The sequence below is a fragment of the Natronococcus jeotgali DSM 18795 genome (assembly GCF_000337695.1).
In the GTDB taxonomy this organism is placed as follows: domain Archaea; phylum Halobacteriota; class Halobacteria; order Halobacteriales; family Natrialbaceae; genus Natronococcus; species Natronococcus jeotgali.
Genome location: NZ_AOIA01000114.1, coordinates 69,867 through 91,686, shown reverse-complemented (window position 1 = coordinate 91,686; position 21,820 = coordinate 69,867). Strand labels below are relative to the sequence as shown.

23 protein-coding genes are annotated in these 21,820 nt (G+C 69.3%); 15 read left to right on the top strand and 8 right to left on the bottom strand.

The window, feature by feature from the left end:
- Nucleotides 1-75: 75 nt before the first annotated feature.
- Nucleotides 76-2,931, top strand: coding sequence for a bacterio-opsin activator domain-containing protein (locus tag C492_RS11610; protein WP_049893024.1), 2,856 nt, complete (start codon nt 76-78; stop codon nt 2,929-2,931).
- Nucleotides 2,932-3,043: 112 nt separating this feature from the next.
- Nucleotides 3,044-3,187, top strand: coding sequence for a rubrerythrin-like domain-containing protein (locus C492_RS11605; protein WP_152424907.1), 144 nt, complete (start codon nt 3,044-3,046; stop codon nt 3,185-3,187).
- Between the two features lie 72 nt (nt 3,188-3,259).
- On the opposite strand, the gene C492_RS11600 is transcribed toward C492_RS11605, so the two are convergent.
- Nucleotides 3,260-3,892: a phosphoribosyltransferase gene (locus tag C492_RS11600; RefSeq protein ID WP_008423743.1), complete on the bottom strand. Its 633-nt coding sequence runs from the start codon at nt 3,890-3,892 to the stop codon at nt 3,260-3,262.
- Nucleotides 3,893-3,989: 97 nt separating this feature from the next.
- On the opposite strand from C492_RS11600, the gene C492_RS11595 reads away from it, so the two are divergent.
- The 5 genes from C492_RS11595 to C492_RS11575 all read left to right on the top strand — a co-directional run bounded on the left by C492_RS11595 (nt 3,990) and on the right by C492_RS11575 (nt 8,266).
- On the top strand, nt 3,990-4,766 hold the full coding sequence (locus tag C492_RS11595; RefSeq protein ID WP_008423741.1) for an NAD(P)H-hydrate dehydratase: 777 nt from the start codon (nt 3,990-3,992) through the stop codon (nt 4,764-4,766).
- A gap of 53 nt (nt 4,767-4,819) precedes the next feature.
- Complete coding sequence (locus C492_RS11590) at nt 4,820-5,485, top strand: class I SAM-dependent methyltransferase (protein WP_008423739.1); 666 nt, start codon at nt 4,820-4,822, stop codon at nt 5,483-5,485.
- 42 nt (nt 5,486-5,527) lie between these two features.
- Complete coding sequence (locus C492_RS11585) at nt 5,528-6,622, top strand: pyridoxal-phosphate-dependent aminotransferase family protein (RefSeq protein WP_008423738.1); 1,095 nt, start codon at nt 5,528-5,530, stop codon at nt 6,620-6,622.
- Between the two features lie 75 nt (nt 6,623-6,697).
- On the top strand, nt 6,698-6,976 hold the full coding sequence (locus C492_RS11580) for a hypothetical protein (protein WP_008423736.1): 279 nt from the start codon (nt 6,698-6,700) through the stop codon (nt 6,974-6,976).
- Nucleotides 6,977-7,072: 96 nt separating this feature from the next.
- On the top strand, nt 7,073-8,266 hold the full coding sequence (locus tag C492_RS11575) for a redox-regulated ATPase YchF (RefSeq protein ID WP_008423733.1): 1,194 nt from the start codon (nt 7,073-7,075) through the stop codon (nt 8,264-8,266).
- Between the two features lie 9 nt (nt 8,267-8,275).
- Here the strand turns inward: C492_RS11575 and C492_RS11570 are convergent, their stop codons facing one another.
- Nucleotides 8,276-8,503 (bottom strand): hypothetical protein, encoded by a 228-nt coding sequence (locus tag C492_RS11570; RefSeq protein WP_008423732.1) that lies wholly within the window; start codon nt 8,501-8,503, stop codon nt 8,276-8,278.
- Between the two features lie 84 nt (nt 8,504-8,587).
- On the opposite strand from C492_RS11570, the gene C492_RS11565 reads away from it, so the two are divergent.
- On the top strand, nt 8,588-9,208 hold the full coding sequence (locus tag C492_RS11565; RefSeq protein ID WP_008423730.1) for a hypothetical protein: 621 nt from the start codon (nt 8,588-8,590) through the stop codon (nt 9,206-9,208).
- Between the two features lie 120 nt (nt 9,209-9,328).
- Here the strand turns inward: C492_RS11565 and C492_RS11560 are convergent, their stop codons facing one another.
- The 3 genes from C492_RS11560 to C492_RS11550 form a co-directional block, all read right to left on the bottom strand.
- Nucleotides 9,329-11,194, bottom strand: coding sequence for a carbon starvation CstA family protein (locus C492_RS11560; RefSeq protein ID WP_008423728.1), 1,866 nt, complete (start codon nt 11,192-11,194; stop codon nt 9,329-9,331).
- A gap of 185 nt (nt 11,195-11,379) precedes the next feature.
- Complete coding sequence (locus C492_RS11555; protein WP_008423726.1) at nt 11,380-12,357, bottom strand: ArsA family ATPase; 978 nt, start codon at nt 12,355-12,357, stop codon at nt 11,380-11,382.
- On the bottom strand, nt 12,357-12,653 hold the full coding sequence (locus tag C492_RS11550) for a hypothetical protein (protein ID WP_008423725.1): 297 nt from the start codon (nt 12,651-12,653) through the stop codon (nt 12,357-12,359). Before C492_RS11550 ends, C492_RS11555 begins: the two co-directional genes overlap by 1 nt.
- 91 nt (nt 12,654-12,744) lie before the next feature.
- Here C492_RS11550 and C492_RS11545 point away from each other — a divergent pair, with 91 nt between their 5' ends.
- Nucleotides 12,745-13,980 carry a CobW family GTP-binding protein gene (locus C492_RS11545; RefSeq protein ID WP_008423723.1) on the top strand — a complete coding sequence of 412 codons (1,236 nt, stop codon included), beginning with the start codon at nt 12,745-12,747 and terminating at the stop codon, nt 13,978-13,980.
- A gap of 6 nt (nt 13,981-13,986) precedes the next feature.
- Here the strand turns inward: C492_RS11545 and C492_RS11540 are convergent, their stop codons facing one another.
- On the bottom strand, nt 13,987-14,412 hold the full coding sequence (locus tag C492_RS11540; RefSeq protein ID WP_008423721.1) for an SRPBCC family protein: 426 nt from the start codon (nt 14,410-14,412) through the stop codon (nt 13,987-13,989).
- 86 nt (nt 14,413-14,498) lie between these two features.
- On the opposite strand from C492_RS11540, the gene C492_RS11535 reads away from it, so the two are divergent.
- The 4 genes from C492_RS11535 (at nt 14,499) to C492_RS11520 (ending at nt 18,213) form a co-directional block, all read left to right on the top strand.
- Nucleotides 14,499-14,723 (top strand): hypothetical protein, encoded by a 225-nt coding sequence (locus C492_RS11535; RefSeq protein ID WP_008423719.1) that lies wholly within the window; start codon nt 14,499-14,501, stop codon nt 14,721-14,723.
- A 69-nt stretch (nt 14,724-14,792) separates the two neighbouring features.
- The gene (locus tag C492_RS11530) at nt 14,793-16,379 is read left to right on the top strand and encodes a spermidine synthase (RefSeq protein WP_008423718.1); all 1,587 of its coding nucleotides are present in this window, start codon (nt 14,793-14,795) and stop codon (nt 16,377-16,379) included.
- Between the two features lie 57 nt (nt 16,380-16,436).
- Complete coding sequence (locus C492_RS11525) at nt 16,437-17,921, top strand: dihydrolipoyl dehydrogenase (RefSeq protein WP_008423716.1); 1,485 nt, start codon at nt 16,437-16,439, stop codon at nt 17,919-17,921.
- Between the two features lie 73 nt (nt 17,922-17,994).
- Nucleotides 17,995-18,213 (top strand): hypothetical protein, encoded by a 219-nt coding sequence (locus C492_RS11520; RefSeq protein ID WP_008423714.1) that lies wholly within the window; start codon nt 17,995-17,997, stop codon nt 18,211-18,213.
- A 279-nt stretch (nt 18,214-18,492) separates the two neighbouring features.
- On the opposite strand, the gene C492_RS11515 is transcribed toward C492_RS11520, so the two are convergent.
- A complete protein-coding gene (locus C492_RS11515; protein ID WP_152424906.1) occupies nt 18,493-19,530 on the bottom strand; it encodes an MBL fold metallo-hydrolase in 1,038 nt (345 codons plus the stop codon).
- An 87-nt stretch (nt 19,531-19,617) separates the two neighbouring features.
- The gene (locus tag C492_RS11510) at nt 19,618-20,115 is read right to left on the bottom strand and encodes a hypothetical protein (protein ID WP_049893023.1); all 498 of its coding nucleotides are present in this window, start codon (nt 20,113-20,115) and stop codon (nt 19,618-19,620) included.
- A 236-nt stretch (nt 20,116-20,351) separates the two neighbouring features.
- Here C492_RS11510 and C492_RS11505 point away from each other — a divergent pair, with 236 nt between their 5' ends.
- A complete protein-coding gene (locus tag C492_RS11505) occupies nt 20,352-21,086 on the top strand; it encodes a DsbA family protein (protein ID WP_008423708.1) in 735 nt (244 codons plus the stop codon).
- 89 nt (nt 21,087-21,175) lie between these two features.
- The gene (locus C492_RS11500; protein ID WP_008423706.1) at nt 21,176-21,820 is read left to right on the top strand and encodes a DUF6517 family protein; all 645 of its coding nucleotides are present in this window, start codon (nt 21,176-21,178) and stop codon (nt 21,818-21,820) included.

Below are 21,820 nucleotides of genomic sequence, written 5' to 3'. Positions count from 1 at the left end.
GGTCCGTGAACGATTGTCGGTTCGCCGCGCGGTCGATCGATACGTTCTCACGGGACGGGAATGAAGGGACGGCGAATGGATTCCGCACGGATCCGCGACGATCGCCGACTGCTCGTCGTCGAGGCCGAGGCCGCGAGCCGGCTCGCGGCCGCCGTCCGCGACCTCGAGTCGGCCGAGAGTCGCGCTGTCGCGAGCGTCGACGCCGCGCTCGAGGCGCTCTCGGAGACCGGGATCGACTGCGTCGTCGCCGCCCGGGAGCTCGAGAACGGAACCGGACTCGAGCTGCTCGAGCGAATCCGGGAGGAGGAGCCGGCGTTACCGGTCGTCCTCGCTCCCGAGACGGGCGACGAGCTCCTCGCGAGCGACGCGGTCGCCGCGGGGGTCACCGAGTACCTCCCCCACGAGCGGCTAGCCGGGCTCGCGGACGCGGTCGACCGCGCGATCGCGTCGGAGGCGGCCGGGCGAGCCGACCGGGAGCGAGCCCGGCAGTTCGAGTCGATCTTCGCGGACCCGGACGCCTACTCGTGGGTCCTCGCGCCCGACGGGCGGATCCGACGAACCAACCAGGTCGCGTGCGAGGCCCTCGAGGCGACCGCGGGTGCGCTCGAGGGACGCTCGTTCTCGAGGCTTTCTTGGTGGGACGGAGCCGACGCCGATCCGATCCGCGAGGCGGTCGACCGGGCCGCGGCGGGAACGATCGCCCACCGGGAGCTCGAGGTCGTCATCGACCCGGAGCGGGACTCGGAACCGCGAACGCTCGACGTGACGGTCCGGCCCGTCCGGGACGAGGACGGCGCCGTCGTCGCGCTGCTGGCCCGCGCGGTCGACGTCACCGAGCGGGTCCGCCTCGAGACCGAGCTCCGCGAGTCCGAGCAGCTCCACCGGGTGACGCTCAACAACATGACCGACACCGTCCTCATCACCGACGACGAGGGCGCGTTCACCTACGTCTGTCCGAACGTCCACTTCATCTTCGGCTACACCGACGACGAGATCCGCGAGATGGGGACGATCGACGAACTGCTGGGGCCGGAGCTGTTCGATCGCGAGGAGCTCGCCGCCGAGGGCGTGCTGACCAACATCGAGCGCACCGCCACCGACAAGGCGGGGCGGGAACACACCCTGCTGGTCAACGTCCGCGAGGTGTCGATCCAGGGCGGGACCGTCCTCTACAGCTGTCGGGACGTCACCGCGCGCAAGCGCCGCGAGGAGGCGCTGACGGCGCTGCACGGCACCGCCCGCGAGCTGCTCTACGCCGAGACCGACCGCGAGATCGCCGACCGCATCGTCGCGGACGCCACCGACGTCCTCGGCCTCGAGGCCAGCGCGGCGCTGCGGTTCGACACCGACGAGAACGTGTTACGGCCCGTCGCGTCCTCGCCCGGGATGGATCGGATACACGGCCCGCTCCCGGCCAGGCGCGCCAACGACGACACGATCTCCGGGCAGGTCTTCCTCGCGGGCGAACCCCGCTTTTTCGCCGACGTCCGCGAGTCGCCGACGCTGTCGGACCCGACCACGGCGGTGCGGACCGCCGGGTTCGTGCCGCTTGGCGACCACGGCGTCTTCCTCGTCGGCTCGCCCGAGGTCGACGCCGTCGACGAGGTGACCAGGGAGGTGACCGAGTTGCTCGCGGCGACCGCCGAGGCCGCGCTCGATCGGGTCGAGCGCGAGCGGCGCCTGCGCGACCGCGACCGCGAGCTCAAGCGCCGGAACCGCCAACTCACGCGCCTCAACCGGATGAACGAGATCATCCGCGAGATCGACGCCGCCCTGGTTCGGGCCGAAACCCGCGAGGAGATCGAGCGTGCAGTCTGCGAGCGACTCACCGCGGCCGAGCGGTTCGCGTTCGCCTGGATCGGCACCGTCGACGCTGCCGGCGACGCCCTCGAGTCGGCCGCCCACGACGGCAGCGCGCGGGGGCGGGAGTACCTCGACAGCGTCTCGCTGTCGCTGGCCGAGGCGACCGAGCCCGCGGCGCGGACGGCGGCGACCCGCGAGGTAACGGTCGTTTCGAACGTCGTCGACGACCTCCGCGACGAGCCCTGGCGGCGAGCCGCGCTCTCGCGGGACTACCAGTCGGCGATCGCGGTCCCGCTGTCCTACGACGAGTTCGCCTACGGCGTGCTGGCGGTCTACGCCGACCGACCGGACGCCTTCGACGACACCACCCGCGCGGTGCTGGCGGAGCTGGGCGAGACGATCGCCTCCGCGATCGCCGCCGTCGAGCGCAAGCGGGCGCTGCTGTCGGACTCGCGGACCCGCCTCGAGTTCGACGTCGCCGACGAGGAGTTCGCCTTCGCGCGGCTCGCCCGCCGTCTCGACTGCGTGCTGTCGTTCGACGGCGGCGTCCGCCAACACGAGGGGACGGTGGCGGTGTTCGTCACCGTCGACGGCGCTCCCGCGGCCGCCGTCGCGGCCGCCGCAGCCGAACTCGTCGCGGTCGAGAACGCTCGGCTCATCGGCGACGAGGACGGGTCGACGGTGCTGCTCGAGTTCTCGCGACCGTTCCTGGCGCCGCGGCTCGCGGATCACGGGATGACCCTGCGCCGACTCGAGGCCACCCCCGAGACCACCCGCTTGGTCGTCGACGTTCCCAGCAGCGTCGACCCCGCCGCGGGCACCGACGTCGTCGAGAGCGCCTTCGCGGACGTCGAGCTCCGCTCGAAGCGACGCGTCGAGCGGACGGCGCCGCGGGACCTGCGGGCCGACCTGCTCGAGCGACTGACCGACCGCCAGCTCGAGGTCGTCCAGATGGCCTACTACGGGGGCTACTTCGAGTCGCCCCGCGAGCGCTCCGGCGAGGAGATCGCCGACGCGCTGGGGATCTCGCCCGCGGCGTTCTACCGCCACGTGCGACGCGTCCAGCGGACCCTCTTCTCGGTGATTCTCGAGGAGATCGGACTCCCGTCGGCGTCCGGGGTTGAATAGTGAACCCCCGTTCGAGGGCGGGGCTAGTTATCTGACGGACACGTTGAACCTAGTATCCCTATTATTGTTCATACACGGCGACAGCTTCCCCGAACCGCTCGTCGTCCCCACCATGAAAGACGTCAAACTCGACCCGAGCGAGGAATCGACATACGAGTGTTTCGACTGCGGGACCGTCGTCGTCAGCGCGACGGCGCCCGGCAGCTGTCCCAACTGCGGCGCGGACATGCGAAACCGCTCCACGCCGCTCGAGTAACTCCGCCCGCGACCGAAGTCGCGACCTTCCCTCGTTGCGGGTAACCCCGGCCGAATCCGTCCGCGCCGGTGGCTACTCTTCGCGGCCCTCGAGGTACGCGACCGCTTCCTCGTCGGCGACCTGCCCGAACTCCCGGTAGAACTGTCCGACCGCCCGGAAGGTCTCGGGGGCGAGCAGCGCGATCACCGCGTCGGCCTCCGACTCGAGGGCGGCGACGGCGTCGGGCGCGCCGACCGGCACCGCGAGGACGACCCGTTCGGCGCCGGCCTCGCGGACCTGCCGGAGGCAGGCGGTCGCGGTCGCCCCGGTCGCGACGCCGTCGTCGACGACGACGACCCGTTTTCCCGCGAGGTCGGGCACGGCGTCGCCCGATCGGTACCGGTCGGCCTTCTCGCGGGCGTTCTCGCTCTCCCGTCGACGGACGTCCTCGAGGTACGACTCCGAGACGCCCAGCCGATCGACGAGGTCGTCGTTCAGCCAGACGCTGCCGTCGCTCGCGACGGCGCCGATCGCCAGTTCGGGGTTCGACGGCGCACCCAGCTTTCGGGCCACGACGACGTCCAGGTCGGCCTCGAGCGCGTCCGCGACGGGCCGGGCCACCGGTAACGCGCCGCGGGGGATCCCGAGGACCACGTCGGCGTCGATCCCCCGATCCGCGAGTTCGGCTGCGAGTCGATCGCCCGCGTCGGTTCGGTTCGCGAACATGGGCGTCGTACGACGCCCACCTACTACGTTGTTACCGCCGCGCCGACCGGAGAGCGCTTGCCGAACGGCTACCCCGACCGCCGGCGAAGCGGTACGTATGGGACGACTCCAGCGAACGCTCTCGAACGTCAGCGAGGAGTCCGGGACCGACAGCGGCCGCGTCGGCGTCGTCGGCGGGGGCGTCGAGTACCCGAACCAGCCCGCGCTCGTCGGGCGGGCCGCGCTCCGAACCGGGTCCGACCACGTCCGGGCCGTCGTCACCGAGGAGATCTACGAGATCGTCGCGGGCCACGACCCGAACCTGCTCGCCAGCAAGTACGAGGGCGAGCGTTTCGACGCGGTCGCCGTCGAGCGCGCCGTCGAGGTCGCCGAGTGGGCCGACGCGATGGTGATCGGTCCGGGACTCGCCGACGCCGAACCCGGCGCGATCCGCGAGGCGGTCGATCGGTTCGAGGTCCCGACCGTCGTCGACGCCATCGCGATCGAGCCCTCGATCGAGGCCGACCTCTCGAGAGCGGTGCTGACGCCGAACGAGGCGGAGGAGGAGCGGATCTACCGGGAGTACGACTCGCTTGGCGAGTTCACGGACGAGACCGACGCGGTGATCACGCTCACCGGCGGCACCGACGAGATCGTCGCCAGGGGCGATCGAATGGAAAACGACACCGGAACGTCGGCGCTGACCGTCGCCGGAACGGGCGACACGCTGGCGGGGATCACCGCCTCGCTGCTGGGCCAGGGGATGGACCGCGAGGACGCCGCCGAACTCGCCGCGTGGATCCTCGGCAAGAGCGGCGAACTCGCGACCGCGAAGATGGGACCCGGGGTCCTCGCGACCGACGTCATCGACGAGATCCCGGCCACCATCCGCTGACCGATTCGCCCCGGAAGCAGCTTTTTGTCGCCCCGCGTTCGACTCGAAGGCGTATGCTCGACTCGAGCCCGCAACGGGAACTCGGGGGGGTCGACCACCCGTTCGTCGCGGCCGTCTACGATACCGTCGTTCCGGATCGGCTGCTGTTCGGGACCCACCGGGAGTACCTGACCGCGGACCTCTCGGGTCGCGTGCTCGACGTCGGGGCCGGGACGGGGGCGAACTTCCCGTACGTCGCCGACGGAAGCGACGGCATCGACTACCGCGCGATCGAGCCCGATCCCCACATGCGCCGCCAGGCGGACGAGAAGGCCCGCGAGGTCGGCTGCGAAGTCTCCCTGCGGGACGCGCAGGCGGAGTCGCTGCCGTACGCCGACGACAGCGTCGACGTCGTCATCTCGAGTCTGGTCTTCTGTACCATCGCCGACCCCGACCGCGCCCTCGAGGAGGTCGCCCGCGTGTTGAAACCGGGCGGCGAGTTGCGCTTCCTCGAGCACGTCCGCGCCGACGGCTGGCGGGCGACGGGCCAGGAGCTGTTGAACCCCCTCTGGAGCCGCGCCGCGGGCGGCTGCCAGCTCACTCGAGACACCGTCGAGCGGTTCGTCTGTCACGACGCCTTCGCCGTCGAGGAGATCGAGCGCACCGCGGTCGGGATCTTTCCCGCGACGCCGATCGTCCGCGGGCGGCTCCGACGGCGTCGCGACGGGAGCCGCGGCTGAGGCCGGGCCAGCTTTATTGGGACGGAACCCCCCGGTCAAGCTATGTTCGACGACAGGCTGCGGATGACGCCGGGGCCCACCGAGGTACCCGAGTCCGTCCGACAGGCGATGGGGGAGCCGACGCCGAACCCGGACCTCGAGCCCGAGTTCTTCGAGTTCTACCGCGGGCTGACCGACAAGCTCGAGCGGATCTACCGGGCCGGCGACGGGACGGACGGCGACAGGGACGTCGTGGTCCTCGGCGGGGAGGGGATCCTCGGGCTCGAGGCCGCGGTCGCCTCGCTGGTCGGCCCCGGGGATCGGGTGCTCTGTCTCTCGAACGGGATCTACGGCGACGGGTTCACCGACTTCGTCGAGAACTACGGCGGCGAGGCGGTCGTCAGCGAGGTTCCCTGGCGGGAACCGCTCGACGGCAACGTCGTCGCGGACGTTCTCGACAGGCGCGGCGAGTTCGACGTCGCGACGATGGTCCACTGCGAGACGCCGACCGGGTCGCTGAACGATCTCGAGGGGATCCTCGACGTTCTCAGGGATCACGACGTGCTCTCGATCGTCGACGCGGTGTCCTCGCTGGGCGGGACCCCGGTGCCGACCGGGAAGATCGACGTCTGTCTCGGCGCGAGCCAGAAGTGTCTCAGCGCGCCGCCGGGGCTGGCTACCTGCGCCGTCAGCGACCGCGCCTGGAAGCGCATGGATGCGGTCGACAACCCCTCGCTGTACGCCGACCTCGGCCCCTGGCGGACGGCCGCCGACGAGGAGTGGTTCCCCTACACGCACCTCTCGTCGAACCTCTACGGACTCGACGCCGCCGTCGACCTGCTGCTCGAGGAGGGTCTCGAGGACGTCTTCGCGCGCCACGAGGCGGCCGCGAGGCGGTGTCGCGAGCGCGCCGCGGAGCTGGGCCTCGAGCCGTACCCGACCGACGAGGCCGCCTGCTCGCCGACCGTCACCGCCCTCGCAGTCGAGGGACGGGCGACCGAGCTCCAGCGGGCGGTCCTCGAAGAACAGGACGTCCTGCTGGCGACGGGGCTGGGCGAGCTTGAGGACGACATCCTTCGGGTCGGCCACATGGGGCACAACGCTCGGGTCGACCGCGTCGACCGGGCGATGGACGCCCTCGAGGCGGTGCTGTCCTGACGGCGGTCCCGGGTTCGAGGCCACCCGGAGCCTGCAGGTGGAACCGTTTCTTGTGCGTCGACGCTACACCGACGCATGGACGAACCCGACAGGGAGCCAACCGAGAAGACGACCGACGACAGGCGAGAAGCCGAGCGGGAGACGAAGTGGATGGCCCGCAACTGGATCGGCATCGCCGTCGTGTCGATCCTCGCCTTGCTCGTGCTCGTCGTCGGGATGATGCAGGCGACGGGACTGGTCGACGTCCTCGCGCCGATCGCCGACTCCGGAACCGGACAGTGGGCCGCCTTCGGCGTGCTCGCGCTCGCCGTGCTCGCGCTGGCCGGCTGGAGTTGGCGCGCGATCGTGAGCTGACGTCCCCGCTCGAGCCCCCTCGCTTCGCCGTGCCGTGCCGTAACACGCCGACGGCGGACAGAAACCCGTTTAGGCGTCGGCGCACCAGACAGCCCAATGAGTTATCGGATCGGACTGGTCGGCAAACCCTCCGTCGGCAAGTCCAGCTTTTTCAACGCGGCGACGATGAACGACGTCCCCGAGGGGGCCTACCCGTTCACGACCATCGACCCCAGCGTCGGCGAGGCGTACGTCCGCGTCGACTGCGCCGCCCCGGAGTTCGACGAGGAGTGTACGCCGTCGGTCGGCTACTGCGACGACGGGACGCGGTTCGTCCCGACGAAACTCGTCGACGTCGCCGGGCTGATCCCCGGCGCCCACGAGGGCGCGGGGCTTGGCAACCAGTTCCTGACCGACCTCAACGAGACCGACGTGCTCGTCCACGTCGTCGACTTCTCCGGCGAGACCGACCTCGAGGGCGAACCCACCGAGGGCCACGATCCCCGAAAGGACATCGACTTCCTCGAGACGGAACTCGACCAGTGGTACCTCGGGATCTTAGAGAAGGGGATCAACAGGTACGAGTCCGGATATACGACCGAGGACGACGCCGTCGAGGAAGAGCTCGCCGAACAGATGAGCGCGTTCAAGACGAACGAGGACGAGATCAAGCGGCTGATCCGCAGGGTCGGTATCGGCTTCGAGCCCGCCGAGTGGGACGCCGACGACAGGCTCGCGCTCGCCCGCGAGATCCGCACCGAGACCAAGCCGATGCTGATCGCGGCGAACAAGATGGACACGCCGGAAGCGCAAGCGAACTACGCGGAGATCACCAGCGACCCCGACTACGACCACCTGACGATCGTCCCCTGCAGCGCCCACGCCGAGAAGGCGCTCAAATCCGCGGACAAAGCCGGCGTCGTCGACTACCGGCCCGGCGACGACGACTTCACCATCACGGGCGACGTCTCGAGCGAACAGGAGCAGGGCCTCGAGGAGATCCGCGAGTTCCTCGAGCGCTACGGCGCGACGGGCGTCCAGGCCGCCCTCGAGTCGGCGCTGTTCGACGTCCTCGGAGTCGTCCCCGTCTTCCCGGGCGGCGCGAACGGCCTCGGCAACGAGCGCGGTGAGGTCCTGCCCGACTGCTATCTGATCCCGCCCGAGTCGACCGCCGAGGACTTCGCCTACAGCCTCCACTCCGACATCGGCGACGGCTTCCTCCACGCCATCGACTGTCGGTCGAACCGCCAGCTGGCCAAGTCCTACGAGGTCGAGGCCAGGGACGTCCTCGAGGTTATCACGACGAACTGACGGGAACGACTAGCGACGGCCCCAGGCGATCCGATCGCCGACCGAGCCGATCCGCTCGGCGATCCCCGAGAGCCAGGCGCCCGGCGAGAGTCGCCTGAGTTCGCGTTCGTCGACCTCGATTCGGCCCTCGCCGTACGGATCGCGCTCGGCCCGCTCCCCGTCGTCGCGGTCGGCGTTCGCCGCCTCGACGGCGACCGAGACTCCGCAGCGACCGCAGGACTCCCGTTCCGTGGCCATACGCGGTACACGTCCCCGAACGACTAAAGCGTACCCGCCGACGCGTGCCGACGAGTTTTTGGCCCCGCCGTGGCATCTCCACCCATGGACGTCGATAGCCCGCCGGAGTCCGACCGCGGGGAGCCGTCGGGCGACGGTCCCGCGAACGTCCCCGACTGGGACGACGAGTACGTCGATCGGGTGAGCGATCGGCTCATGCACAACTACGACCTCGAGAAGGCGTACCGGGTCGACGGCGAGCGCTTCTCGCTGTACGGTCGGATGGAACTGCACAGCCAGAAGCACTTCCTCCACCCCTCGATCTCGATCGGCGAGCACGGCTCGACCGAGCACCTGTTCGTGCGACGGGTCGACCGCGTCGACGAGCGGACGCTCGACCGGTTCGTCGAGCTGGGCGAGCGCCTGGCCGACGAGTGGATCGACACCGACGAGGACCACTTCTCGACGGATTTTACGTTCGTCGCCGTCGCGCCCACGATCCCCGGTTCGATCCGCGAGCGCGTCGCCGGCTTCGACGGCCGAACCCTCCTGAAGTACGGCTACAACGGCCACTACGAGATCAACCTGATCGTCGTCGCGCCCGACGAGGAGGAGTTGGTCGCCAGCGAGAACGCCGACGTCGGGGCCGCCTTCCGACTCTGGGAGCCGATCGAGCGCGAGGAGCCGGGCCTGCTCGACCTGCTCGCGAGACGGCTCCAGCTGTAGGCGAGACGCGAACCCGTCGGTTTCGTCTAGATGCCCGACTCGGACGCGTCTCGAGCCCGTCTCGGACTGGTGGCGAAAAGGCGTCGTCGCCGCGGTCGAAACCGCGAGTTCCGGCCGCGATCAGTCGTCGTCGGAACCGACGTCGGTCGTGAGTCCGTCGCCCGTTCTCCGGGCCGTCGTCATGTTGTCGTAGCCGATCTTGAACAGCGAGAGCGCCAGTCCGATCAGGACGGCGATGATGACCAGCTGGACGACCGCCGAGGCCTGACCGAGCAGCCCGGTCTCGGCGTCAGCGGTGATTCCGAGCAGTCGACCGCCGAGGATCTGGTAGAGCCCGGTCCAGAGGAGGCCGATCGTCGTGATAAAGCCCATCAGCGCCATCGGTCCGCCGGTCGAGATCAGCTGTTTGGACTGGTCCCAGTTCGCCAGCCAGATGGTGCCCGTAAGCAGCGCCAGCGACGCCAGCAGCTGGTTCGCACCGCCGAACAGCGTCCAGAGGTCCTCCCACCGACCGCTGGCCAGCAGGAAGAACGCGACGACGGCGATGACCGACGTGTTAACGTAGCGGTTCGCCGCGTACGACTCGACCTGCGTCTCCGGCGTGCCGACGATCTCCTCGAGCATGTACCGACCCAGTCGGACGGCCGTGTCCATGCTCGTCAGCAGGAAGCTCGCGAGCACGAGCGCCATGAAGGGCGCGGCGTACTCGAAGGGGATCCCGAGGGCGGTGAGGATCGCCCCGCCGCCGGTCGCGAAGTTCGGCAGCGCGAGCCCGATACCGCCCGTGGCCGCCGGGATGGCGACGACCGTCACCGCACAGAGCGCGACCGCGGCCAGCAGCCCCTCCGCGAGCATGCCGCCGTAGCCGATCAGCTTGGCGTCGGTTTCCTTGTTCAGCTGCTTGGCCGTCGTTCCCGAGGACACCAGCGAGTGGAAGCCGCTGATGGTCCCGCAGGCGATGGTCAGGAACAACAGCGGGAACAGCGGCATGAGCGGGAGGTCACCCGCGAGGGGACCGCTCGCTCCGAAGAAGCCGTACCAGGCCCCGGTCGTCATATCGAAGCTCAGTTGCGCGCCGGTTTCGGGGTGGACCGCGTCGGTACCCATTCCGGTGACGAACGTGCCGACGATAACCGCGAGCAGACTCCCGCCGACTCCGGTGTACAGGAGGAACGACGAGAGGTAGTCACGCGGCTGCAACAGCATCCAGACGGGGAGGATACTGGCTGCGGCGCCGTAGACGAGCATCACCAGCACCCACGCGCCGATGTTCGCGCTCTCGAGCAGTTCCGGGAAGAACAGCGCCGAGTCGAACAGCACGATCGTTCCGGCGGGATAGTCGCCGGGGACGATCGCGAGCGGGTACTGGATGCCGACCCAGACCGAGGCGAACACGCCCGCGACGAAGACGACCGTTCCGACCGAGAACGGGAGCCCGAGTTGGTAGAGCCAGACTCCGAAGACGAACGCGAGCGTGACGTACAGCAGGCTCGCGGTCGCCGCCGACGGGTACGCGTTCAACACGACCCCGATGACCAGCGCGAACACCGCGACGACGAGGATCGTCAGCAAGAACGCGAACCACAGCAGCATGTTCTTCCCGCGCTCGCCGACGTACTCGCCGATGATGTACCCGATCGACTTCCCCTCGTGTCGCAGGCTGCTCGACAGCGAGACGAAGTCGTGAACCGCACCCAGCAGCGGGTTGCCGATCGCGACCCACAGCACCGCCGGAACCCACCCCCAGACCAGCGCGGCGGTGATCGGTCCGACGACGGGCGCGCCGCCCGCAATACTCGAGTAGTGATGCCCCAACAGCACCGGCTTCTTCGCCGGCACGTACTCCTGTCCGTCTTGATACTTGTGCGCCGGCGTCTCCCGACTGTCGTCGAGCCCCACGAACTGCGACAGGTACCGCCCGTACCCGACGTACGCGACGGTAAACGTCGCCAGCACCAGCGCCACGATCCAGATTACACCTACCATGATATCCTCTCTCGAGCGGGTGGTCGTACGGAGCGACTATAAATATAATTCATTGCGTTCAGAGAGCACGGATCGTAGACAAATTTCGGCGCGGTTATTGAGGATTTTTGCCGTAGATGGTGTGGAATCCGACACGTGGACACCGAACCCCCCTCAACCCGGCCCCGGCGAGCCGCGGACCGCCTTTAGTCGGTCCGCGCGCGCCCGCCCGCCCCCGACTCGAGTTCGAGGGCGCTCGCGACGTCCTCGAGCAGGCTCCCCCGGACCTCCTCGACGCGGGTCTCGATGGTCGCCGACACGGGCGCGTCGAGTTCGCGTTCGATGCGCTCGAGGCGCTCGTGCTCGGTCGCCACCCGCTGGCGCAGATAGCGGGCACCCCGTCCCTCCTCGTCGGGGTCGGGCCCGGGCGTCAGTCGGTTGACCACCAGTCCGCGGACCGGCAGCTCCGCCTCGGCGAGGGTCTCGAGCGAGCGCTCGGTCTCCCGGATCGAGAGCTCGTCGGGGTTCATCACCAGGTAGAACGCGGCGTTCTCGCGCAGCGTTTCACCCGCGAACTCGAAGCGTTCCTTGCGCTCGCGCAGGCGGGCGAGGATCGGATCGCCGTCCATCACGCGGCGGGGCTCGCGGTTGCCGATCGCGGCCTTCTCGTAGCGATCGATGCTGCGCTCGCGTTTGTCCACCAGCCGCGCGATCCAGCCCTCGAGTAGCTCCGGCAGCGCGAGCAGCCGTAGCGTCGACCCCGTCGGCGAGGTGTCGAAGACCACGCGGTCGTAGGGTTCGGCCGACCGCATCACGTCGACAAAGCGATCGAACAGCGCGGCCTCGTAGGCGCCGGGGGTCTGGTGGGCCATCTCGAGTTGCACGTCGACCTCGTTGACCATCGCGGCCGACAGCTGGGCGTTCAGCTGGCGTTTCAGCCCCTGGAGGTGGTCCTGGACCTCCGCTTCGGGGTCGATCTCGAGCGCCGAGAGCCCGTCGTACCCCTCGACCGGGCGGGGCTCGTCGCCGAACTCCTGGTCGAAGACGTCGGCCGTGCTGTGGGCCGGGTCCGTCGAGACGACCAGCGTCTCGAGCCCGTCCTCGACGCAGTTCAGGGCGTACGCGCTCGAGACGGTCGTCTTGCCGACCCCGCCTTTCCCGCCGAAGAAGACGAACTCGGTCATCAGAAGTGGTACTGGTGGCCCTTCCGTTCGACCACCGACCCCCGGTCCCACAGGCGTCGCTGCCAGGCCTCGTACTCGTCCTCGAGGTAGGGCAGCAACTCGGCCGTGTAGTACGACACCGGGCTCGGGATCCCGAAGGCGTCGGGGAAACACGCCAGCATGAACGCGTCCTCGAGGTCCTCGGCCTCGGCCTCGATCTTCTCGTAGGCCGGGTGGCTGATCATCCCGTGGTAGAGCCCCCGGAGCCACTCCTCGAGAGTTTCCCGAAACCGCTCGATCCGCTCGGCGAGTGTCATTATCGATGACCCTCGGCGCTCGAGCCTAAAAGGTGTCGTGCTCCCGTCCTCGAGCCGACGCACCTTAGTCGTCGAGTTCCAACACACCCATATGTCCGCGATTCCCGTCACCGTCCTCTCGGGCGGGCTCGGCGCCGGCAAGACGACGCTGCTCAACCACCTGCTTCGCACCGCCGGCGACCGCGAGCTCGCGGTCCTGGTCAACGACATGGGGCAGGTCAACGTCGACGCCGAGCTCGTCGCCGAGGGGTCGGATCTCGACGCCGGCGGCGTCGCCGAGCTCTCGAACGGCTGCATCTGCTGTGAGCTGCAGGACGACCTCGAGACGGCGGTCGTCCGCCTGGCCCGCGAGCGGGAGTTCGACCACCTGCTCGTCGAGTCCTCGGGAATCTCCGAGCCCGAACCCGTCGCCCGGCTCTTTACGACCAGCTCGCGGGTCGCGGCCCGTTACGACCTCGACGCGCTGGTGACGGTGCTCGACACCCGACGCTTCCTCGACGCCTTCGCGGGCGAGGACGTCCCCGAACGGCGCACCGACCCCGACGAGGCCGACCGCCCGCTCTCGGACCTGTTGATCGAACAGCTCGAGGTCGCGAACCTCGTCCTCCTCAACAAGGTCGATCTCTGCGAGCCCGACGAGCTCGAGGAGGCCGAGGCGCTGGTTCGGGCGCTCCGTCCCGACGCCGAGGTGCGCAGAACGGAGTTCAGCGCGATCGATCCCGACGAACTCCTCGGGATCGACCTGTTCGATCCCGGCCAGCTCGGGGAAGGCGCGGGGTGGCAGCGCGCGCTCGAGGGCGTCGAGGGCGAGAGCGAGACGTCCGAAACCGACGACCGCGACCGTAGTCACGACGGCCACGGCGACCACGACCACCGCCACCCCGACGAGGTCTACGGCGTCGACTCGATCACCGTCCGGGAACGGCGCCCGGTCCACCCCGAGCGATTCGCCGCGTTCCTCCGGGAGCTGCCCGACGACGTCGTCCGCTCGAAGGGCGTCGCGTGGCTCCCCGGGCGGGACGCGAAGGTCGATATCTCCCAGGCCGGCCCCTCCGTTCGGGCGACGAGCGAGGGACCCTGGATCGCCGCGCTCCCCGACGTACAGCGCGACCTCTACCGGTCGAACCGCCCCGACCTCGCGTGGCACGACGAGCACGGCGACCGCCGGACCGAACTCGTGTTCATCGGGACCGACCTCGAGGACGAACCGCTGCGCTCGCGGCTTCGGGACTGTCTGGTCACCGACGACGAGTGGGAGCGGGCGGAAGCGCTCGAGGATCCCTTCCCCGGCGAGGACGACGAGGCCGTCGTTCTTCGCGGACCGTAGCACACGTCAGCCTTCGCCTCGAGGAGTCTGGAACGCGTCGGCCATCGCCTCGAGCGCCCGCTCGAGCTCGCCCTTTCGCTTCCAGGCGGCGATCCGGTCGCCGAAGGGCAGCGGGGCCGCGAGCGAGACCGACGACCGGAACCGGACCTCGGTGCCGTCCTCGCGCTCGTCGAACTCGAGCCACGTCTCCATGTACTCGAACGGTCCCTGCTCGCCCTCCTGGGTGTAGTACAGTGCATCCTCGCGGTACTCGAACCGGAGCGGGAGCGACATACCGGGCCCGCTGGCGACGACGACCGTCGCGTCGCCGTCCTCGCGGACGTCCGCGACGGTGAAACTCCCCTCGGCCTCGACGATCGCCGGCGGATCGAACCGCGAGGAGAGCTCGACCGCCGTCGCGTCGATCCGTCGAGAGACCGTGACTTCCCGCATACCCCGTCGTTCGTCGGCAACGGCATAAGTGTCGGCCCCGGCGGCCGACGGAAACGGCTAAGTGAGCCACGTTCCCGTACTCCGGTATGGCCGACCCCGACGCCGACCGGGACGGGTTCCGCGAGGGCCTCGAGTCCTCCGGCGGAGACCCGCGCGTGCTGCTCGTTCTCAACGCGGTGCTGTCGCTGCTGTTCGGCTGGACGATCGTCGCGGGCGCGGCGGTCGTCGGCCTGGTCGAGGTCGGGCCCGCGACCGTTCTCGCGGTCGCGGCCGGACTGTTCGTGCTCGCGCTCGTGATGACGCGGCCGTAGCCGGCTCGAGGCGGGACGGGATCGAGCCGACAGGTACTCACGGTCCCGGCTACACTGTGGTGACAACGAATGCGGAACGCGCTCGCGTCCTACCGGCCGACGAAGCCCGAACTGGCCGTCTTCGTCTCGGGAATCACCAGCATGGGGCTCGAGATCCTCGCAGTGCGGATCGTCGCGCCGCAGTTCGGCAGCCACATCTACACCGTCGGCGGCATCCTGACGGTCCTGCTCGCCGCGTTGAGCCTCGGCTACTGGCAGGGCGGCAAGCGGGCGGCGCGGGCGACCGTCCGGGAGATGGTCTGGCTCATGCTCGCGACTGCGGTGTACGTCGCAGTGGTGGTCTACGCCGACGAGTTGCTGTTGTCGTACACGTCGACGCTCGCGCTCCCGCCCAGGTACGCCTCGCTGCCGGCCGTCGTCATCCTCTTCGGGCCGCCGACGTACCTGCTGGGGTTCATCAGCCCCTACGCGGCCGAGCTCTCCCGGAAGCGCGGGGTCGGCGAGGCCTCCGGACACGTCTACGCGCTCGGGACGATCGGGAGCATCCTCGGTTCGGGCGCGACGACGTTCGTGCTCATCCCCGCTCTGAGCATCGCCCAGATCGGGGTGGCGTTCGGACTGATACTGGTCGCGACGGCGGTCGCGCTCACGCTGCCGTCGCCACCCCGCAGGCCGACCGTCGCCAGCGTCGCCGTCGTCGCGTTGCTCGTCGTCGCCGCCAGCGGGACCCCCGCCGCGCTCGACCACCGCGGCGACGTCGTCTACGAGACCGAGACCGCCGTCCAGCAGCTCGAGGTGGTCGACGACGGCGACGTCCGGACGATGTACCTCGACGGCGCCCGCCACAGCGCGACGGACCTCGAGGACCCCGATCGCCACGTCTTCGCCTACACGGAGTACTTCCACCTGCCGATGCTGATGGCCGACGATCCCGACGAGGTCGAGGACGTCCTCTTCATCGGCGGGGGCGGGTACACCGGCCCGCAGGACTTCCAGCGCCACTACGACGTCGACGTCGACGTCGTCGAGATCGACCCCGAGGTCACCGCAGCGGCCGAGGCGTACTTCGGGCTCGAGCACGGCGAGCACATGACCAGCCACGCCGAGGACGGTCGGCAGTTCCTGCAAAACGCCGACGAGGAGTACGACGTGATCGTCCTCGACGCCTACAAGAAGGATCAGGTGCCGTTTCACCTGACCACCGAGGAGTTCATGCAGTTGGCCGCGGATCGGCTGAGCGACGACGGCGTGTTGCTCGCGAACGTCATCGCGGCGCCCGAGGGCTCGGGCTCGGAGTTCTACCGCGCCGAGCACGCGACCGCCGAGCAGGTGTTTCCGCAGGTCTACGGCTTCCGGACCTCGGACTCCGACGCCGTCCAGAACGTCCAGCTCGTCGCGACGAAAGACGACGAACGGCTCACTCGCGAGGAGCTCGAGCGGCGCACCGACGAGCGCGACCTCGGGGTCAACCTGAGCGACGAGCTCCGGAATCGGATGGACGACCCCGAGACCGACGACGTCCCCGTCCTGCGCGACGACCGGGCGCCGGTCGACACCCTGCTGGATCCGATGTTCGGCCAGCGCTACGTCATCGAGGAGACCGAGGACTCGGAGCCGACGGCGGCGAATCCGGCGATCGTCGCGAGAGCGGGGTAGACGTCGACCCCGGGAACGCGGTGGAAGAACGATAGGGCTCGAGCCCGTCGGTCCGCTATGGACGCCGAAACGACGGAGGTCGAGTTCCTCGTCATCGGTTCGGGATCCGGACTGGACGTGGCCAACGCCGCCGCCAACCGGGGCCAGTCGGTCGCGGTCGTCGAGAAGGGGCCGCTCGGTGGCACGTGCCTCAACCGCGGCTGCATCCCCTCGAAGCAGCTGTTGTACCGCGCCGAGGTGATGGAGACCGTCGAGCGCGCCGACGAGTTCGGCATCCGCGCCGACGTGACCGACGTCGACTTCGCCGGTATCGTCCGCGAGGTCACCGAGGACGTCTCGGAGAGCGCCGACTCGATCCGCAACGGGCTCGGCGCCTCCGACCAGCACGCGCTGCTCGAGGGGGAGGGTCGGTTCGTCGACGATCGCACGGTCGAGGTCGTCGACGGCCCCGACGCGGGCAGGCGCGTGCGGGCCGACACGGTCCTGATCGCGGCCGGAACGCGGCCCTGGATCCCGCCGATCGACGGCATCGAGGACGTCGACTACCTCACCAGCACGGAGGCGCTGCAGCTCGAGACGCCGCCCGAGCGCCTGGTCGTCGTCGGCGGGGGCTACATCGCGGCCGAGCTCGCCCACTTCTTCGGCACCTTCGGGAGCGACGTCTCGATCGTCGGCCGTCGTCGGCACCTGCTGCCGGACGCCGACGGGGAGATCGCGGCCGCGTTCACCGAGCGCTACGCCGACCGGTTCGACGTCTACGCGGGGTACGAAGCCGTCGCCGCGTCGCAAGCCGACGGCGAGGTGACCGTCGAGGCCCGACCGTACCCCCCGGCGCGGGACGACGCGTCCGATCGCGAACCCGTCTCCGTCACCGGCGACGCCCTGCTCGTCGCCGCGGGTCGGCGACCGAACACGGACCTGCTGAACCTCGAGGCGACGGGCGTCGAGACCGACGACGCGGAGTTCGTCGAGACCGACGAGTACCTGCGGACGACCGCGGACGGAATCTGGGCGCTCGGCGACGTCGTCGGCGAGTACCTGCTGAAACACAACGCGAACCACGAGGCTCGGACCGTCGCCCGGAACCTGTTCGGCGACGAACTCGAGCCCGTCGACTACACGGCGATGCCGTTCGCCGTGTTCGGCTCGCCGGAAGTGGCCGGCGTCGGCGCTCGGGAGGGCGAACTCCGGGACGCCGGGCGGGAGTACGCGACGCGAACGTACCGGTACGAGGACACCGCCCGCGGGAAGGCGATGAAGGTCGAGGGGTTCGTCAAGGTGCTGATCGAACCCGACGGGACGATCCTCGGCTGTCACGTCGTCGGCCCGGAGGCGTCGAACCTGATCGAGGAGGTCGTCGTCGCGATGAAAGCGGGCACCGGGACGGTGTGGGACATCCGCGAGTCGGTCCACGTCCATCCCGCGCTCTCGGAGGTCGTCGACCGGGCGTTCGCCGGGCAGTTCACCCACCGCGGCGGAGGGGACGACGACGGTCAGCATCACCACCACGGCCACCACGAGCACGATCACGACCGCGACTGACCGGTCGAGACGCCGGGGCGTCGCCCCTCGAGTGCCACAAACGATATACGGACCGTTCCCGTTGACGTGACCGATGGCGACGAACTCGGAGACGGCGTCGCGACGGGCGAAGCTCGGACTGGCCGGACTGGCGAGTCTCTGCTGTCTCGGCCCCGGAGCGACCGCGGTCTCAGGCGGCGCCCTCGCGTACGGGCTGGCCGCCGGCGGCGCCCAGCTGCTCGTCACCGCGCTCGCGCTCGGCGGTATCGGACTCGTCGTTCGGCGTCGGAACTGTTCGACCTGTAGCGACTAGCGGTTCTGTCGCGCAAGCTCGAGGCCCCTCGAGCGGCGCGATCGACTCGGCGACTCGGAGGTCGGCGACGCCCGCGTCCGCAGCGTCGAGGGACGACTGGATGTGATGCTCGTCGTGGGCGAACGAGAGGCGGTGACGTCTGTAGGGGGTTCGACGCGGAAGGATCGCCCGCGCATCCCCGCCGCGAACGCACGGGAGCGCTCCATCTCGAGGACGTCCGCCTCGGTTCGCGCCTCGCCGCGTTCCGAACGACACGCTACCGTCCCAGCACGGTCGAGTTCACTCGCACACGAGGACGTCGTTTTCGATCGGTTCGACGGCGCCGATCCGACCGTCCGGATCCACTTCGACGAGATCCCGAACGGCGACGATCGGCCCGTCGTACTCCCGTGCGATCAGTTCCATCTCCCGCTCGATCTCCGTCTCGTCGGTCTGACTGAGGTGGGAGAGCACGAGCGTCCTGACGTCGGCGGCGCTCGCGGTCGCGCCGATCTCCGCCGCGTAGGCGTGCAGATCCGTCTTTGGCTCGTCGGGATCGACGTGGGCGTCCACGACGCGGTTGTGGACGAGCACGTCCGTCCCGTCCGCGAGCCGCCGGAGGTTGTCGGTCACCAGGGACGTGTCGCCGCTGAACGTGATCGACCGTCCTCGACAGGTGAATCGGTAGGCGAGCGCCGGAATCGCCCCGTGTGTCTGGGGGATCGCCTCGACGGTGACGTCCTCGTCGCGCACGCAGGCGATCCCGTCGTCCTCGCCGACCGTCGCGTCGATCTCGGTCGGTTCGAGTTCCAGCTTGCCGTCGGTGTAGCGCTCGACGAACGGCTCGAGGTAGTTGTACGCGCCCGTTTCGGGATCGAACAGCCGCGAGAGGAAGGCCGCGGTGCCGGGGACGTCGTCGGTTCCGGTCGGACCGTAGACCGGGAGGGGGCGGTCGCGACCCCGCTGGTAGGCGGCCTTGACGACCGCCGGGAGAGCCGCGGTGTGGTCGATGTGGAGGTGTCCGAGGAAGACCCCGTCGAGGGCGGTGAGATCGACGCCGGCCTCGCCGAGTCGCGCCCCGACGCCGCCGCCGGCGTCGAGCAGGAACGTCGGCTCGCCGTCGACGTGAACGACGTGGCCGGCGTTCGCGCGGCCGTTCTCGAACGAGGACGCCCCGGAGCCGAGGACGGTGACCGAAATCCCGTCCGATCGACCCCGTTCCCACGAGGTCGAACGTTCCGCGGTCGACGACTCCGTTCCGCTCGCTACTCCCGCGATCGCGCCGGTTCCGGACGCGAGCCCGGTCAGTTTCACGACCGTTCGGCGTTCTAGGTTCATCGGTTCGACGTCCGACCCGCCGTTCAATAAAAACCCGAGCCGATACTCCGAATCAGAACCCGAACACGTCTCGGTTTACCGATCCCGTCATCCGTCCGCTCCCGGCGCGATTGCACACCGCTCGGGGTGTCCCGCCCGTCCCAGAAAGAACACCAGGAGGACGAGCCCGCCGAGCTGTAGCAACGTCCCGTCGTAGGGCAGCAGCGTCAGCGCGCCAGCGAATCCCAGAAAGCCGAGTAGCCCGGCGCCACAGCTCGCACAGCCCGACGCGAGGAGACCGGGAAGCACGCCGGAGAGGTCGGTCAGGCTCGAGAGTCCGACCAAGCGGAGCTGCGCGGCGGCGTTGACGACCGCGATACCCGTCAACAGGGCGTAGAGGACGATGATCGCGATCCCCGAGAGGCCGTCGGTCCGGTAGATCGTCTCGGTCAGCGAGACGAGGACGTAGTCGAACCAGTGGAACCCGTCGACGAGCATCTGAACTGTAAACTCCGGCATCGTGCTGACGACGAGCAGAATGTACGTGGCGAACCCGACGAGGACCAGCTCGGCAGTTCCCCGCCAGCTCTCGAAGGGGTAGGTCATCGATTCGGTGAGATTTCGGGCGAAGCCGGCGACACGGCTGCGCGGGCTCACCGTTCGTTCACCCCGTTTCCGGCTCGGGCGGCCGTGGAGACACACCCCGGGACCGACGATCGAATCTCGCTCGAGTGCACGGACGAACCGAGGGGCGCCGTCGGCAAATCACCGACCCCGTTTTGCAGGCTCAGCAAATCGGCGGATCCGTTACGGCCCGGCGGTTCGAACGTCGGCCGTACCGAATGAGCCTCGATCAGCCGTCCCGTCGCGCCCTGCTGGCCGGTACCGTCGTCGCCGCCGGCGGCGGAGCCTATTATCTCGCGCGCGACGACGGAAGCGACGACGACCACGACCGTTCGTTGACTCTCCACGCGAGCGACGAGACGACGTCGTTCGGCATCGACCTGACCGGAAAACCGATCGTCGGGTCGCCGGACGCGGCGCTGGATATCTACTACTGGACCGACTTCCAGTGCCCGTTCTGCGAAGAGTTCGAACGGAAGACGCTTCCCGAACTCGTCAGGAACCACGTCGAACCCGGGCGGGTTCGAATCGTCTTTATCCCGCTGCCGTACTTCGGCTCGGATTCGATGACCGCCACGGTCGCCTCGCGGTGTGCGTGGGCACAGGTCTGCGACGACGACTCGTCGGCCTACTGGAACTGGCACGCAGCCATCTTCGACGAACAGGGCGAGAAGGAGTCAGGGTGGGCCGACGCCGACGCGCTCCTCGAGTACACGCGCTCGGTCGATTCCGTCGACGCGGACGACCTCGAGACCTGCCTCGAGGAGCGAGGCGACGAGTTCGAGTCCTCGATCGAGGACGACGCCGAGCAGGCTCGCTCGTTCGGAATCTCGGGGACGCCGACGTTCGCCGTCTTCGATCCCGAGGCCGAGAGAGCCGGAACGCTCGTCGGAGCCCAGCCGCCCGAGCGCTTCGACGAAGCCATCGAGCGAATCCAATCGACGGACGGATGACAGTCCCTTGCGCCTAGGTCCCGTCTCGTATCGACCCCGATCTCCCGCATCCAAAAGACCTTGTACTACTGGTTCGAATTCGTGACTGAATGGAACGGAGACAGGTACTCGCCGGAGCGGGAACGGTCGGACTCGCGAGTCTCGCGGGCTGTCTCGGGACCGTCGGGCTCGACAGCCACGAGGCCACGCCCGCCGGGATCGATCCAGCGGTCCGCGAGGAGGCCGGCTACGAACGAACCGCCGTCGACGAGCTCCGCCTCGAGGAGACGGTCAGCGCCTGGATCGTCTCCGAGGAGGTCGTCCTGATCAATGCGCTCACCGAGTACGAGAAGACGGTCGACATGGGACTGCTCGGCGAGCACAAGGGCGCGGAGTTCGCCGTGCTCTCGAGCCCGCAGGTCGGGGTGCTCGGCCGGGAGTTCAACCCGCTCGCCGAGCGGTCGACGAGCGGGCTCGTCGACCTCGTCGCGAGCGTCCACGGCGGGCTCGGCGACGTCGAACACGAGGCCGACGAGGAGCTGACCGCCCTCGGGCAGTCGGCGACCGTGTCGACGTTCGCCGGGGAGGCGACCTTCGGCGGGCGAACCGTCGACGTCGACGTCCTGGTCAGCGAGACGGTCGACGCCGGCGACGACCTGGTCGCGACGCTGGGGGTCTATCCGACCGCCTTCGAGGACGAGGGTGCGAACGTCCGTTCGCTCATGGAGGGCGTCCGCGAGGAGCTGCCCGACTGA